Annotated in this window: 13 protein-coding genes; 9 read left to right on the forward strand and 4 right to left on the reverse strand. The window is 70.9% G+C overall.

The genetic code is table 11. The features are described from left to right. Positions 1 to 2 precede the first annotated feature (2 nt). The 4 genes from ACK4YQ_RS16355 to ACK4YQ_RS16370 form a co-directional block, all read right to left on the reverse strand. Entirely contained in the window at positions 3 to 2,297 is a 2,295-nt protein-coding gene (locus ACK4YQ_RS16355; RefSeq protein ID WP_409612742.1) for a tetratricopeptide repeat protein, read from the reverse strand. Between the two features lie 98 nt (positions 2,298 to 2,395). Next, the gene (locus tag ACK4YQ_RS16360) at positions 2,396 to 3,187 is read right to left on the reverse strand and encodes a WecB/TagA/CpsF family glycosyltransferase (protein ID WP_409612744.1); all 792 of its coding nucleotides are present in this window, start codon (positions 3,185 to 3,187) and stop codon (positions 2,396 to 2,398) included. Positions 3,188 to 3,223: 36 nt separating this feature from the next. Next, positions 3,224 to 3,529, reverse strand: coding sequence for a SemiSWEET family sugar transporter (locus ACK4YQ_RS16365; RefSeq protein WP_409612745.1), 306 nt, complete (start codon positions 3,527 to 3,529; stop codon positions 3,224 to 3,226). A gap of 58 nt (positions 3,530 to 3,587) precedes the next feature. Beyond that, positions 3,588 to 5,102: an OprO/OprP family phosphate-selective porin gene (locus ACK4YQ_RS16370; protein ID WP_409612746.1), complete on the reverse strand. Its 1,515-nt coding sequence runs from the start codon at positions 5,100 to 5,102 to the stop codon at positions 3,588 to 3,590. Between the two features lie 187 nt (positions 5,103 to 5,289). On the opposite strand from ACK4YQ_RS16370, the gene ACK4YQ_RS16375 reads away from it, so the two are divergent. The 9 genes from ACK4YQ_RS16375 (at position 5,290) to purD (ending at position 14,331) form a co-directional block, all read left to right on the forward strand. After that, on the forward strand, positions 5,290 to 6,741 hold the full coding sequence (locus ACK4YQ_RS16375; protein WP_409612747.1) for an ATP-binding protein: 1,452 nt from the start codon (positions 5,290 to 5,292) through the stop codon (positions 6,739 to 6,741). A gap of 88 nt (positions 6,742 to 6,829) precedes the next feature. Then, positions 6,830 to 8,266, forward strand: coding sequence for a phosphate ABC transporter permease subunit PstC (pstC, locus tag ACK4YQ_RS16380; RefSeq protein ID WP_409612748.1), 1,437 nt, complete (start codon positions 6,830 to 6,832; stop codon positions 8,264 to 8,266). Further along, entirely contained in the window at positions 8,259 to 9,563 is a 1,305-nt protein-coding gene (pstA, locus tag ACK4YQ_RS16385; protein ID WP_409612749.1) for a phosphate ABC transporter permease PstA, read from the forward strand. Before pstC ends, pstA begins: the two co-directional genes overlap by 8 nt. Positions 9,564 to 9,652: 89 nt before the next feature. Then, on the forward strand, positions 9,653 to 10,426 hold the full coding sequence (pstB, locus tag ACK4YQ_RS16390) for a phosphate ABC transporter ATP-binding protein PstB (RefSeq protein WP_409612750.1): 774 nt from the start codon (positions 9,653 to 9,655) through the stop codon (positions 10,424 to 10,426). Between the two features lie 16 nt (positions 10,427 to 10,442). Next, positions 10,443 to 11,135, forward strand: a complete 693-nt coding sequence (gene phoU / locus ACK4YQ_RS16395; RefSeq protein ID WP_409612751.1) for a phosphate signaling complex protein PhoU — start codon at positions 10,443 to 10,445, stop codon at positions 11,133 to 11,135. A 20-nt stretch (positions 11,136 to 11,155) separates the two neighbouring features. Beyond that, a complete protein-coding gene (gene phoB / locus ACK4YQ_RS16400) occupies positions 11,156 to 11,845 on the forward strand; it encodes a phosphate regulon transcriptional regulator PhoB (RefSeq protein ID WP_409612753.1) in 690 nt (229 codons plus the stop codon). Positions 11,846 to 11,968: 123 nt separating this feature from the next. Beyond that, positions 11,969 to 12,472, forward strand: coding sequence for a response regulator (locus tag ACK4YQ_RS16405; protein ID WP_409612754.1), 504 nt, complete (start codon positions 11,969 to 11,971; stop codon positions 12,470 to 12,472). Between the two features lie 71 nt (positions 12,473 to 12,543). Beyond that, positions 12,544 to 12,996, forward strand: a complete 453-nt coding sequence (locus tag ACK4YQ_RS16410; RefSeq protein WP_409612755.1) for a VOC family protein — start codon at positions 12,544 to 12,546, stop codon at positions 12,994 to 12,996. Positions 12,997 to 13,050: 54 nt separating this feature from the next. Then, on the forward strand, positions 13,051 to 14,331 hold the full coding sequence (gene purD, locus ACK4YQ_RS16415; RefSeq protein WP_409612837.1) for a phosphoribosylamine--glycine ligase: 1,281 nt from the start codon (positions 13,051 to 13,053) through the stop codon (positions 14,329 to 14,331). Positions 14,332 to 14,362: the final 31 nt, after the last annotated feature.

Genomic DNA, 14,362 nt, shown 5'->3' on the forward strand with positions numbered 1-14,362 from the left:
CCTCAGCCGGCGCCCTGACCCTCGCCCCGGACCGTGCGCGTCACCGCGGCGTAGAAGTCGTCGGCGAAGGCGTGCGTCTGGCCCAGGGGACTCGCCTTCATCCGCGGGCGCAGGGTGCGCCGCAGCTCGCCGATGCGCGCAGGGTCGGCGGCCAGCGCCGTGGCGGCCTGCATGTAGGCCTCGACGCTGCGGGCGCAGAAGTCCTCCAGGCCAAGGTTCATCAGCACCGAATAGCTCAGCCGCTCAAAGATCGCCTCGCCGACCAGGGTGACCACCGGCACGCCCATCCACAGGGCCTCGCAGGTGGTGGTGCCGCCGGTCTGGGGGAAGGCGTCCAGGGAGATGTCGATCTGGCCGTAGAAGGGCAGGTGGGCGCCGCGCACCGCCTCGAAGCGGATCCGCTCGCGCCCGACCCCTTCGGCCGCGAAGATCGCCTCGATGTTGCGGCGGAAGATGGCCGAGGCGCCCTCCGGCCGCACGAACATGAACCGCGCGTTCGGGGTCGCCGCGACGATCCGGGCCCACACCTTCAGCATCTCGCGGCCGTACTTGTAGGGATTGTTCGCGGTGCCGAAGGTGACGTAGCCGTTGCGCTCGACCGGCGCCGTGGGCTCCACGGCGGGCTCCTCACGAAACGCCATGGAGCCCAGGGCGTACCAGGCGTGCGGCAGCATCAGCGGCTTTTCGATCATGAGGCCCGGCTTCTCGGGCATCATGAAGGGGTCCATCACCAGGTAGTCGATCGCCTTGACCCCGGCCGAGTGCGGATAGCCGAGCCAGCTCGCCGACAGCGGCGCCGGCTTGTAGGCCATGGCCTCCAGCTTGTTCATGTGGGTCGAGCCGCCCAGTTCGAACAGGATGTCGAGCTGGTCGTCGGCGATCATCTGGGCCGCGTCGCGGTCGGAGATGTCCGGCCGCCAGCGGAAGGCGTCCGAAAGCTGGGTGATCCGGGCCTGGGTGGCGTCCTCCGCCCCCTGGTAGAACGAATAGCAGTAGATCTCGAACCGCTCGCGGTCGACGTGCTCGAACAGCGGCAGGGCGAAATAGGCGACCGGATGGTTGCGCAGGTCCGAGGACATGAAGCCGACCCGGATCTTGGAACGGTCGGCCCGGCGGGGCGGGTGGTTGATCGGGTGCGCGGCCGCGCGCTTCTCGGCCCACTCGCCGAACAGGCGGTGCTGTTCCACCAGCTCCAGGCGGTCCTCGAAGGTCTTCACGCTCGCCAGGTGCTGCAGAAGCGCGGTGTGCTTGCCGGTGGTGGCCCAGTAGCGCCCCAGTTCGGCGAAGCCGCCGACCTTCTCCATGTCGTCGTAGGCCGCCAGGCGGCGGAAGACGTCGATGGCGAGCTTGCTGTTGCTGATCTCGAGCTGGTCCTTGTCGGCCACATCCTTGAGGATGGCGTAGGCCTCCTCCAGGTTGGCCGCCTCCTGCGGGCCGCGGGTGCGCGACAGGCTCTCGGCCAGGCGCAGGCGCGCCTCCACATTGGCGGGATCCATCTCCACCGCGCGGCGCAAGTGGGTGTTGGCGCGGGGCCGGTCGTACTCGGCCATGGCCGCGCCCAGCCGGTGCTGCACCCAGGCCGCGTCCCCGCCCTGGGCGATCACCTCGTTCAGATAGGCTTCCACCGCGCGGAACTGGCCGGCGCCGGTCATCATCGCGGCGCGGGCCTCCTTCAGCCGCGGCGCGTCGGGGCAGTGCTCCATGGCCTTGTCGAGGATCTCGAAGGCCGCGTCCATGCGCCCGATGTCGGCCTCCACCGCCGAGAGGTCGAGCCAGCCGTCCACGCTGTCCTTCTTCAGGGCCACGGTCTGGCGGAATCGGGCGGCGGCCGCGGCGTGCTTGCCCTGGTTGCGCAGGGCGCGGCCGAGGGCCCGGTGGACCTCGGCGTTACGCGGGTCCAGGCGCGCCAGCTTGGCGAAGATCGCCTCGGCCTTCGGCCCGTCGCCCAGGTCGTTGTAGACATTGCCCTTGTTGTTCTGGGCGCTCATGTTCTTGGGATTGAGCCTGATCGCCTGGTCGAAGGCCTTCAGCGCCTCGTCGTGGCGGCGGGTCTGGCGCAGCATCACCCCGTGCAGGTTCCACAGCTCGTCGTCACGGCTGAATCGCGCCGTGGCGCGGGCGGTCCAGGTCGCGCCCTCCTCGAAGCGGCGAGCGAAGAACAGTTGCCGGCAGAGGACCCGGTAGACCTGAAGCGGCTGGTCCGGCAGCTCCTCGAGGACCGAGATCAGCAGGGCGATCGCCTCGGCCTGCCGCCCCGCCTTCAGCGCCGCGTCCGCCGCGACGATCCGCTGATCCATTCCGTACGCCCTCGCCACCCGAACGCGGTCCTGCCGCGCGAGGCCAGGGATAAGCATGCGCAGGCGCGGCGCCTAGACCCTGGCGCGGTCTGCGACCTTCAGGACGCGGCTGGCGCGGCCCGTCGGCGCAGGCCCCGCAGGTCCTCCCAGGCCGCCGGCAACAGGCTCCAGGGCTCGACCAGGTAGCGGCGCGCCAGGCGGCGCGGCTGCGAAGCCAGGCGGAACAGCCACTCAAGGCCGAGCCGCCCCATCCAGCGGGGCGCGGCCGTCTGGACCCCGGCCTCATAGTCGAACGCCGCGCCGACCGAGAACATCACGACGTCCGGCAGGGCCTGGCGGTGCGCGGCGATCCAGGCCTCCTGCAGCGGCATGCCCATGCCCACGAACAGGACGTGCGGGGCGAAGGCCTGAACACGCGCGATGACGGCGCGGTCCTGCGCCGAGCCGGGCGCCGGGTCGAAGTAGCCGTCGTGGCAGGCGATCGAGACCCCGGGCCATCGCGCGCGCAGGCGCTCGGCGGCGGTCTCGGCCACCCCCGGCGCCCCGCCCAGGTAGAAGACCCGCCAGCCCTTCTCGGCGGCCATGCGCCAGAAGGCCTCGCGCCAGTCGAGGTAGGTGCAGCGGTGCCGCCGGCCGATCGGCAGCCCCAGCAGCCGGCCCCAGGCGATCAGCGGCGTGGAATCCGCCTCGATCAGGTCGGCCCCGGCGAAGAAGTCCCGCATCTGCGCCGAGCGGCGGAAGAGGTGCAGGCTGTGCAGGTTGTGGTTGGCCACCACGCCGCCGCGGCCGGCCGCCACCCGGGCGGCCGTGAAGGCCATCACCTCGTCCGGGGTGACCAGGTCGACTTCCGCGCCCAGGAGGCGCACGCGGGGAAAGGGGCGGCCGTCCATCGTCGCCTTCCTGCCACGGCGGCCATTTCGGCAGGGTTAGGAAGCGTGGTTAAGCCCGGCTTGCCGATCGCGCCGGGCGGCGTGGGCGAAGCGCCACTTCATCGCCAGGATCGCGGCCGACAGGATCAGGCAGACGGTGTTGGCCCCGATCACCGGCCAGCTCGAGATCATCACGCCGTAGACCGTCCAGAGGCTGAATCCGGTGACGGTCAGGGCGTACATGCGCAGCGAGATCGCCTTGGCGTCCCGCTCGCGCCAGAGCTTCACCACCTGCGGGGTGAAGCTGGCCATGGAGCAGACGGCGGCGGCCGAGCCGACGAACTCGGCGGGAAGCGAAGCCAAGGCGGACCTCCTGAGGACGGAGCGCCAACGCGCCGCTTCCGCGCCGGGTTCCGGTTTCTCAGAACGCGAACTGCGAGCGCAGGTTCAGGCTGCGGTAATCCTGGTCCAGCGGCAGGCCGGCGGCGTTCAGACGTTCGACCGAGACGTCCTGGACGCCCAGGCTGAACCGCACCGCCGGATTGACGAACCAGTTCACGCCCAGGGACCAGATCTCCTGCTCGCCGCCGCGCACGCGGTTGGCCACGATCGCCGAGTCGGCGTTGGAATTGAGATCCACCACCGAATAGCGGGCGGCCAGCTCCCAGGCGCCCCAGGCGCCGGCGGCCGGATCGAACGGGCGGGCCACCGAGGGGGCGTCGAAGGCGGCGCTGTCGGTGCTGTACTTGCGCGCTTCGCCCGTCAGCACCCAGCCGCCCTCGATGTACCAGCCGGAGAACTCGGGATCGCTGACGCCGGCCGCCGGATTGCGGCGGTCCACGCCCAGGTCGAAGTACTCGCCCTGGAACAGCAGGTTCTTGCGCTGGAAGGCCAGTTCGAAGCCGTAGGCGTGGGCGCCGTAGGCCTCGATGGAGCCGGTGTCGACGAGCCGGGCGCCGTCGACCCGCAGCTCGGGCCGTTCGGTCAGGCGCACCGAATAGCGGGGCGTGCTCGCCGCGCCGTCGTCGTCGGGCTGGGTGATGACGCTGGCGTTGGCCCCGGCGTGAACGAGCCAGCCCTCGCCGCGCACGGGCGTGCCGGCCAGGCGCACGGCGAAGCCCTGCTGCTCGTCATAGGTCGGATCGTTGAAGTCCGCGGCCGCGGAGTTGACGCCGGACGCGGTGGCGCCCGTCACCACGGCCGAGGCATGCCAGCGCTCCCCCGAGCCGATCAGGCCCGCGCCGATGCGCTTGTCGCCGCCGGCCAGGCCCCGGGCGATGTCGGCGACGGCCGCCCGCTCAGGGAACATCGCGCCGTTGGTCGAGGCGGCGTCCGCCAGCCCCAGCGAGGGCGCGAAGGCGCCGACCCGCGCGGCGAACGGGCCGAGGTTGGAATACTGCAGCCACAGTTCCTGCACGCGGCCGGCGTCCTCGGAGCCGGCGCCGCCGAAGTCCATCAGGATGCGGTAGTCGAAGTCGCCGAAGAGCTTGCCGTCGACGCCGATGCGCGCGCGCCGAAAGTTCGCGCCGCCGTTCAGGTCGCGGGCGGTCACGCTCGGCGGCAGGTCGTCGTCCTGGAAGTACATCGCCGTGTCGAGCTGCATCACCCCGCGCAGGCTGGCGGAGAAGCGGCCGTCGGCGCTGGCGAAGGTGGGCCGGCCGTTCTTGATCGACACCTGGGTCGCCGGGGCGGCGGGCTTGGCGGACTGGGCCACCGCCAGCGGCGGGGCGGCCGGCGCGCTCGCCTGGGCCTCGGCGCGGGCGGCGGCTTCGGCCTGGGCGGCGGCCTTCAGTTCCGAGAGCTGCTGCGACAGCGCCTGCACCTGGGCTTCCAGGGCCTGGATGCGGGCGGCGGTGTCGTCCTGGGCGGCGGCGAGGCCTGGCCAGGCGAGGGCGGCGAGGGTCATCGCCGCCGGAAGTGTTCGAATCTGCGCCATGGTTCGGCTTCCCCTCAGTTCACGCCGCCGCTCGCGCGCGGCGGTCGCTTGTTGTCGTCGTGGTAGTCGGAAATGGTTGAAAACATCCGTATACAGCTCAAAGCGCCCGCCCTCCGAAAGCCCCGGCTGTCATCGCAGTGACACACGGCTCGGCTTTGGATGTGGCGGGCGTTGTTGGAGAATCGCCTTGAGCCCAGAGCCGTCGCCCGCGACGCCGCCCCTCCGCCGCCATGCGCCGCCATGGGCGGTGCTGCTGGCTGGCGGCACGGGCGCGACGGCCCTGCTCGCGCTCGGGGTGACCGGGCGGGCGGAGCTCGAGGCGGCCGTGCTGGCCGCCGCCATCACCTTCGGCGTGACCCTGCTGCAGGCCCTGCGCACCGAGCGGATCCGCGCCGCACAGGCGCCGGCCGCGCGGGCCGTCCCGCAGGACACGCCGGCCGAAGCTGCCCTGCCGTTCGCGGCCATGATCGAAGCCCTGCCCGACCCGGTGCTGGTGATATCGGCTCATGAGCCCGATGATTTGATCGGGCGCCGCTTCGTCTTTGTTAACTCTGCGGCCCGGGATCTGCTCAAGATCCAGAAAGACGTGGGACTTCTTGTCACAGTCGTCCGCGATCCCGACGTGCTCGAGGTGGTCGACGAGGCGCTGTTCGGCGGAATGATCGGCGAGACCGCCTATGAGACCGGCGGCACGCAGGACCGGGTGTTCCGCGCCCTGGCCCGGCCCCTGGGACCGGCGGCGGACGGCGCGCGGCTGGCTATGCTGGTGTTCCGCGACGAGACCGAGACGCGCCGCGTGGAGCGCACCCGCGCCGACTTCCTGGCCAACGCCAGCCACGAGCTGCGCACGCCGCTCGCCTCCCTCGCCGGGTTCATCGAGACCCTGCGCGGCCACGCCCGCGAGGACGTCGGCGCCCGCGACCGGTTCCTCGGGATCATGCAGGTCCAGGCAGAACGCATGGCGCAGCTCATCGACGACCTGATGTCGCTGAGCCGGATCGAGCTTAACGAGCACGTGGCGCCCGCCGGCGCCGTCGACCTGACCGGGGCGGTGATGGACGTGGTCGATGCGGTGGGGCCCATGGCCCGCCGCCGCGGCGTGGCGATCGACATGCACCTGCCCCCGCGGGGGGAGGCGGTGGTGGTCGGCGACCGCGACCAGATCCTCCAGGTCGTGCAGAACCTGGTGGATAACGCCCTGAAGTACTCGCCGGACGAGGGCGCCGTCGTCGTGGCGGTCGAACTGGACCAGACGGTCGATGCGGCCACCGCGCCGCGCCGGTCCAGTTCGGCGCGGCTGTCGCTGTTGACGCCGGACCACGCCCAGGGCCGCTATGCGGTGCTGCGGGTCACCGACTCGGGCGTGGGGATCGCCCGCGAGCACCTGCCGCGCCTGACCGAGCGGTTCTATCGCGTCGAGGGGCAGAAGAGCGGCGAGCGGATGGGCACCGGCCTCGGCCTCGCCATCGTCAAGCACATCGTCAACCGCCACCGCGGCGGCCTTGCGGTGGAAAGCGTGGAGGGGGAGGGCACGACCTTCACCGCCTACTTCCCGCGGCCGGCGAACAGCGGGGCCGAAGGCTCCCCTTCGACGGGCGATCAGGGCGGCTCGCCGGACGTTGTAATGAAAGTGTCTTAGAACTGTTGCACACAGACTGCATTCCGTAGGCACTTTCCGGCGGCCCGGCTCCGCCGGCCCGCCCATCCCGATCGACGGCCACAGTCAGATGCTTACATGGGTCGCCCTCGCGGCGCTCATCCTCTTCTCAGGCGCCACCTACCTCGCCGGCCGCCGCAAGGCCGCGGCGATGGCCGTGGACGCTCCGCTGCACTCCCTGCCCGGCTACTACGGCGCCTACGCCGCCCTGTGGGCGGGAGCGCCGGCGGCCCTGCTGGTGCTGCTGGCGGCGCTGTTCGGCGGACGGCTGGAGGCCGCGATCGTTCGCGCCGAGCCGCCCGCGGCGGTCCAGGCGCTGGATCCGCAGCAGCAGACGGTGTTCTTCAACGACGCCCGCGCCGTCTCGCTCGGCGCGCGCCCCAGCGACACCATCTATGACGGCGATCTGAAGGCCGCGCTGGACGCCACGGCGGCCAAGGCGAGCCGCGTGCACAGCGGCCTGCGCGTCGGCGTGATCGCCCTGTGCGCCGTGCTTGCGTTCTCCGGGTTCGCCCTGGCCTACCGGCGGCTGGCGCCGCGGTTCCGCGCGCGCAACCGGGTGGAGGGCTGGATCGACGGCGTCTTCCTCACCTGCTCGGTGGTGGCGGTGCTGACGACGGCCGGGATCGTCGCCTCGCTGGTCTGGGAAAGCTGGCGCTTCTTCCAGTCGGTGCCGCCGCTGCAGTTCCTGTTCGGCCTGGACTGGGATCCGCAGATCGCGATCCGCGCCGACCAGGTGGGCGCCAAGGGCGCGTTCGGCGCGGTGCCCCTGTTCGTCGGCACCTTCCTGGTGATGTTCATCGCCATGCTGGTGGCCGCGCCGGTCGGCCTGTTCTCGGCCATCTACCTGTCGGAGTACGCCTCCTCCCTCACGCGCTCGGTGGTCAAGCCGCTGCTGGAGGTGCTGGCCGGCGTGCCGACGGTGGTCTACGGCTTCTTCGCGGCCCTCACGGTGGGGCCGCTGTTCCGCAGCTTCTTCAATTCCATCGGCGGCCTGCTGATCGGCGGTCCCCTGGACGGCTTCGGCCAATACCTGTCCCAGGTGCAGAACCAGATGGCGCTGGTGGCGGGGGCGGTGATGGGCATCATGCTGATCCCCTTCGTCTCCTCGCTTTCCGACGACATCATCAACGCGGTGCCGCAGTCGCTGCGCGACGGCAGCCTGGCGATGGGCGCCACCCGCTCGGAGACGGTCAAGCGGGTGATCCTGCCGGCCGCCCTGCCGGGCATCGCCGGCGCCATGCTGCTGGCCGTCTCCCGCGCGGTCGGCGAGACCATGATCGTGACCATGGCTGCGGGCCTGCAGGCGAAGACCACCCTCAATCCGCTCGACACCGTCACCACGGTGACCGTCCAGATCGTCACCCTGCTGACGGGGGACCAGGAGTTCGACAGTCCCAAGACGCTGTCCGCGTTCGGACTGGGCCTGACGCTGTTCGTCGTCACCCTGCTCCTCAACATCGTCGCCCTGCGGATCGTCCAGAAGTATCGGGAACAGTATGACTGAGGCGGCCATCCAGAGGCCCGGCGGCCCCGCCGCCAAGGGCCGAGTCGACGCCGTTCAGGCTCGGCTGAAGAAGCGCTACGCCCAGGAGCGCCGCTTCAAGCTCTACGGGCAGATCGCCATCATCGCGGCGCTCTCCTTCCTGGTGGTGCTGATCGGCCGCATCGTCAGCCAGGGCTACACCACCTTCGTCGACTACCGCATCGCCGTGCCGGTCTATCTGGACCCGGCGCGGATCGACCGGTCCTATCCCGCCGGCACGAACTTCGACCAGCTGGTGGCCGAGGCGATGTTGGCCAGGCTCGGCGTCGCCGACGACGCCGAGGGCGAGGCCTCGCGGGCCGTGACCCAGCTGATCTCCAACGACCTGGGCTTCCAGCTGCTGGACAAGGTGCGCGACAATCCGGACCTGATCGGCCAGCGGGTGACGGTGGAAGGCCCGATGCGGGCCGACGCGGCGCTCTACTACAAGGGCGAGCTGAAGCGCTCCACCCCGGCCGAAATGCGCCGTCTCAGCGACCTCCAGCTCGACTGGCTGGACAGGCTGAAGGCGGCGGGGGCGGTCAAGTCCGGCTTCAACTCCGGTTTCCTGTTGCGCTCCGACTCCACCCAGCCCGAGCAGGCCGGGGTGCTCGGCGCTGTGATCGGCTCGGCCATGATGCTGGTCGTCACCGCCTTCCTGGCCGTGCCGATCGGCGTCCTAGCGGCGACCTACCTCGAGGAATTCGCGCCCAAGAACCGCTGGACCGACCTCATCGAGGTGAACATCAACAACCTCGCGGCCGTGCCCTCGATCGTCTACGGCCTCCTGGGCCTGGCCCTGTTCATCAACTGGCTGGCGGTGCCGCGCTCCTCGCCTCTCGTGGGCGGGCTGGTGCTGGCGCTGATGGCCCTGCCCACCGTGATCATCGCCACCCGCTCGGCCCTGAAGGCGGTCCCGCCCTCCATCCGCGAGGCGGCCCTGGGCGTCGGCGCCTCGCGCACCCAGACGGTGTTCCACCACGTGCTGCCGCTGGCGATGCCCGGGGTGATGACCGGGGCGATCCTGTCCTTGGCCCACGCCCTGGGCGAGACCGCGCCTCTGCTGATGATCGGCATGGTCTCCTTCGTGCCCGGCGTGCCGGAGGGCTTCACCAGCGCGGCGACCGTGCTGCCGGTCCAGATCTTCATCTGGGAAAACGCCTCGGAGCGTGCGTTCCATGAACGGACGGCGGCCGCGATCCTGGTCCTTCTCGTCTTTATGATCGTTATGAACCTGGCGGCGATCCTCGTGCGTCGCCGCTTCGAGCGTCGGTGGTGACCGCCATGGATTTCAGCAGCGCGAGAGCGCCGAAGGCCGCCGCGGCGCGTCAGCGTGACGAGAGCCCGGCTGTGGGAGAGATCGACCGTATGAGTGACACGGCCGCTGCGGCCAAGGTGAAGGCGCGCGGCGTGCGGGTCTTCTATGGCGAAAAGCAAGCCCTGTTCGACGTGTCGCTCGACATTCCGGACAAGGCGGTCACCGCCCTGATCGGACCGTCCGGGTGCGGAAAGTCCACCTTCCTTCGCTGCATCAACCGGATGAACGACACCATCCCTGGATGCCGGGTCGAGGGCGAGATCGTGCTGGACGGGGCGGACGTGAACGACCGCGACGTCGATCCGGTGCTGCTTCGCGCCCGGGTGGGCATGGTGTTCCAGAAGCCGAACCCGTTCCCCAAGACCATCTTCGAGAACGTGGCCTACGGACCGCGCATCCACGGGATCGTCTCCTCCAAGAGCGAACTGGAGGGCCTTGTGGAATCCTCCCTGCGGCGGGCGGGCCTGTGGGACGAAGTCGCCGACCGCTTGCACCAGCCGGGCACCGGCCTGTCCGGCGGCCAGCAGCAGCGCCTGGTGATCGCCCGCGCGATCGCCGTCAGTCCCGAAGTGATCCTGATGGACGAGCCCTGCTCGGCCCTCGATCCCATCGCGACCGCCCGGATCGAGGAGCTGATCGACGAGCTGCGGACCCAGTACTGCATCGTCATCGTCACCCACTCCATGGCCCAGGCGGCCCGGGTGTCGCAGAAGACCGGCTTCTTCCACATGGGCAAGCTGGTCGAGGCGGGCCCGACGGACGAGATCTTCACCAATCCTCGGGACACGCGCACCCAGGACTACATCACCGGCCGGTTCGGCTGACGAGGCGCATGGCCAGATGAACGAACACATCGTCAAGTCCTACGAGGACGAGCTGAACGCCCTGACCGCCGAATGCGCGCGGATGGGCGGGCTCACCGAAGCCCAGGTGGCCGACGGCCTGGAGGCGGTGGTCAAGCGCGACCAGCAACTGGCCGGCGTCGTGGTCTCCCGCGACGAGCGTCTGGACGGGCTGGAAGCCGACATCGAGCGCAAGGCGATCCGCCTGATCGCCCTGCGCCAGCCGATGGCCAACGACCTGCGCCGCACGGTGGCGGCCATGAAGATCGCCAACAACCTCGAGCGCGTCGGCGACCTGGCCAAGAACATCGCCAAGCGCGGCCTGGTGCTGATCGAGACCGAGCCGATGACTCCCTTGACCCGCTCCATCGAGCGGATGGGCCGGCTGGTGTCCGGCCGCCTCAAGGACGTGCTGGACGCCTACACCTCCAGCGACGTGGAGCGCGCCGTGGCGGTGTGGTCGCGCGACGACGAGGTCGACGAGCACTACAACAGCCTCTTCCGCGAACTCCTGACTTACATGATGGGCGATCCGCGCACGATCACCGCCTGCGCCCACCTGCTGTTCGTGGCCAAGAACCTGGAACGGATCGGCGATCACGCGACCAACATCGCCGAGATCGTCCACTACGAGATCACCGGTGAGGAGATGGTCTCCGACCGGCCCAAGACCGACGCCCTGCAACCCTGACGCGCCGCTAGGAGCCCGCCGTGACGCCGCACATCCTGGTCGTGGAGGACGAGGACTCCCTCGCCACCCTCCTGCACTACAATCTCGAGAAGGAGGGGTACGAGGTGACCGCCGCCGGCGACGGCGAGGAAGCCCTGACCCTGGTCAGCGAAAAGCTGCCCGACCTCATCGTCCTGGACTGGATGCTGCCCAAGGTCTCGGGCATCGAGGTGTGCCGCCGCCTGCGCGCCCGCACCGAGACCCGCAACGTGCCGATCATCATGCTGACGGCCCGCGGCGAGGAGACCGACCGGATCCGCGGCCTGGACACGGGGGCGGACGACTATGTGGTCAAGCCGTTCTCCATGTCCGAGCTCTCGGCCCGGATGCGCGCCGTGCTGCGCCGCCTGCGGCCGGGCCTCGCCGAAGACCGCGTGCGGATCGGCGATATCGTCATCGACCGGGTCGCCCACCGCGTGAAGCGCGGCGGCAAGGAGATCCACCTGGGTCCGACCGAGTTCCGCCTGCTCGACTACCTGATGCAGCATCCGGGCCGCGTGTTCTCGCGCGAGCAGCTCCTGGACGCGGTCTGGGGCTCGGACGTCTATGTGGAAGCCCGCACCGTCGACGTCCACATCGGCCGCCTGCGCAAGGCGCTGAACGGCGAGGCCGGCGCCGATCCGATCCGCACCGTGCGCTCGGCCGGCTACTCCCTGGACATCGAGGCCTGACGAGGGGGCCGCCCGCGCTTCTGTTCCCCGGAATGGGTAGTGCGGGCGCATCGCCGGTTTGCGCGCGCGCTCGATCGTCCTAGACCTCGCCTTTCGCGCGAGCGTGTGGGAGGTGGGGAGACATTGAGCGGCCTGGGCGCGCTGCGCATTCTGATCATCGACGACAATGCGCAGATGCGTACGATCATCGGCACGGCGTTGTCCGCCGCTGGCGTGCGCGACCTGCACTATGCAGCCACGGGCCGGCAGGGCCTCGAGCAACTGGCCGGCCTGCCGATCGACGTCGTCTACGTCGACTATGAGATGCCGGGCATGAACGGCCTGGACTTCCTGTCGGCCGCCCGCCGCCTGCCCGGGGACAAGCGGTACACCCCGGTGATCATGCTGACCGGCCACTCGGACCTGCCGCGCCTGAACGCCGCCCGCGACCGCGGGGTCAACGAGTTCTTGGCCAAGCCGGTGACCGCCCGCAACATCCTGTTGCGCCTGAACGCGGTGATCTACCATCCGCGGGACTTCATCGACGCCCCCGGCTACTTCGGCCCCGATCGTCGGCGCCGGGCCGATCTGAACTACCGCGGCCCCCGCCGCCGCCGCGCCGACGCGCGCGAGATGGTGGAGCTCTAGGGCCACGCTTTGCCAAGGCCGCAGGGCTGGCGCACACTCCGCGGCGGAGGGGCGCTGGCCAAGGAGGCCCGATGCTCAAGCTGGACCACGTGGTCTTCCCGGTTCGCGACGCTGCGGCGAGCCTGGGCTTCTATCGTGGCGTGCTGGGACTGCCGCTGGTCGAGACCCATGCGGGCGAGGATTGGGGCGGCTATCCCTGGCTGATGATGATCTTCGGCCTCAGCGCCCAGCACGAGCTGGTGCTGGTGGCCCTGGAGGGCGCGCCGGCGGCGGACTACGGCCGCCTGCCCCCGGACGTTCGCCACTACGCCCTGTCGGTGGGGGCCGAGGTCGAGCTCGACGCCTGGCGCGAACGCCTGGAGGCGGCCGGGGTGGCGCTGTGGGAGGAACGCCACGGCGAGCGCCGCTCGCTCTATTTCTCCGATCCGGACGGGGTGGTGATCGAGCTGACCTGGCCCGCAGCGGCCCCTCGGCGCATGGAGGACCCGGCGGCGGTCGCGGCCGTGCTGGCCCGGCTCGGCTGAGCGCGCGGGCGGCTTGACCGGGCGGGGCGGGGCGGGTCAAAGGCGGCTATGGACATCTCGCCCCTCACCATCCTCGTGGTCGGCTCCGGCGGCCGCGAACACGCCCTGGCCTGGAAGATCGCCGCCTCGCCCCTGACGCGGCGGCTGGTGATGGCCCCCGGCAATCCCGGCATGGCGAAGCTCGGCGAAGTGCGGCCCGTGAAGGCGACCGACGTGCCCGGCCTGGTGGCCCTGGCCCGCGAGGTCGCCGCGGACCTGGTGGTGATCGGCCCCGAATCGGCGGTCGAGGCGGGCCTGGCCGACGCCCTGGCGGAGGCGAAGATCCCCTGCTTTGGCCCGACTGCCGCCGCCGGCCGGCTGGAGTCCTCCAAGGCCTTCACCAAGGCCTTCGCCGACCGCCACGGCCTGCCCACCTCCGCCTACCGGGTGTGCGAGGACGTCGAGACCGCGCGCGCGGCGCTGGACGCCTTCCAGCCGCCCTATGTGGTCAAGGCCGACGGCCTGGCGGCCGGCAAGGGCGTGGTCATCGCCGAGACCCGCGCCGAGGCGCTGGCGGCGGTCGAGGACGCCCTCGGCGGGCGCTTCGGCTCGGCCGGCTCGCGGGTGGTGCTCGAGGAGTTCCTGGTCGGCGAGATCGGCTCCTGCTTCGCCCTGTGCGACGGGTCCACCTCGATCCTGTTCGGCGAGGCCCAGGACCACAAGCGGGCCTTCGACGGCGAGATCGGCCCCAACACTGGCGGCATGGGCGCCTATTCGCCGGCCCCGGTGTTCACCAAAGCGCTCCTGGAGGCGGTGCGCACGCAGTTGGCCGAGCCGACCTTCGCCGGCGTCGCCGCCGAGGGCTCGCCCTACCGTGGGGCGCTGTTCGTCGAGCTGATGGCCACGGCCGAGGGGCCGAAGCTCGTGGAGTTCAACGTCCGCTTCGGCGACCCGGAGTGCCAGGTGCTGATGCTGCGCCTGAAGAGCGACCTCGTGCCCTACCTGCTGGCCTGCGCCACCGGTCGCCTGGCCGAGCTGCCCGCGCCGGCGTGGCGCGAGGAGAGCGCGGTGTGCGTGGTGATGGCCGCCGACGGCTATCCCGAGGCGCCGGTCGCCGGTTCGATCATCCGCGGCGCCGAACAGGACTTCGGGCCCGACGTTCAGGTCTTCCACGCGGGCACCAGCCGGGACGCCGATGGGGTGCTGCGCGCCGCGGGGGGCCGCGTGCTCAACGTCTGCGCCGTGGGCGCCACCTTGCAGGAGGCGCTGGACCGGGCCTACGGCGCCATCGGGCGGATCGACTGGCCGGGCGGGTTCTATCGCCGCGACATCGGCTGGCGCGCCCTGGCCCGCTAACGGGCGCCCCCCTCGCTCGCCCCGGCCACGG

Source organism: Phenylobacterium sp. (genome assembly GCF_046291545.1).
In the GTDB taxonomy this organism is placed as follows: domain Bacteria; phylum Pseudomonadota; class Alphaproteobacteria; order Caulobacterales; family Caulobacteraceae; genus Phenylobacterium.

Coding starts and splice junctions, on each gene's coding strand:
- ACK4YQ_RS16410 (WP_409612755.1), top strand. CDS start 12,544: ATGCTCAAGCTGGACCACGTGGTCTTCCCGGTTCGCGACGCTGCGGCG.
- phoU (WP_409612751.1), top strand. CDS start 10,443: ATGAACGAACACATCGTCAAGTCCTACGAGGACGAGCTGAACGCCCTG.
- pstA (WP_409612749.1), top strand. CDS start 8,259: ATGACTGAGGCGGCCATCCAGAGGCCCGGCGGCCCCGCCGCCAAGGGC.
- ACK4YQ_RS16360 (WP_409612744.1), bottom strand. CDS start 3,187: ATGGACGGCCGCCCCTTTCCCCGCGTGCGCCTCCTGGGCGCGGAAGTC.
- ACK4YQ_RS16355 (WP_409612742.1), bottom strand. CDS start 2,297: ATGGATCAGCGGATCGTCGCGGCGGACGCGGCGCTGAAGGCGGGGCGG.
- pstB (WP_409612750.1), top strand. CDS start 9,653: ATGAGTGACACGGCCGCTGCGGCCAAGGTGAAGGCGCGCGGCGTGCGG.
- pstC (WP_409612748.1), top strand. CDS start 6,830: ATGCTTACATGGGTCGCCCTCGCGGCGCTCATCCTCTTCTCAGGCGCC.
- ACK4YQ_RS16370 (WP_409612746.1), bottom strand. CDS start 5,102: ATGGCGCAGATTCGAACACTTCCGGCGGCGATGACCCTCGCCGCCCTC.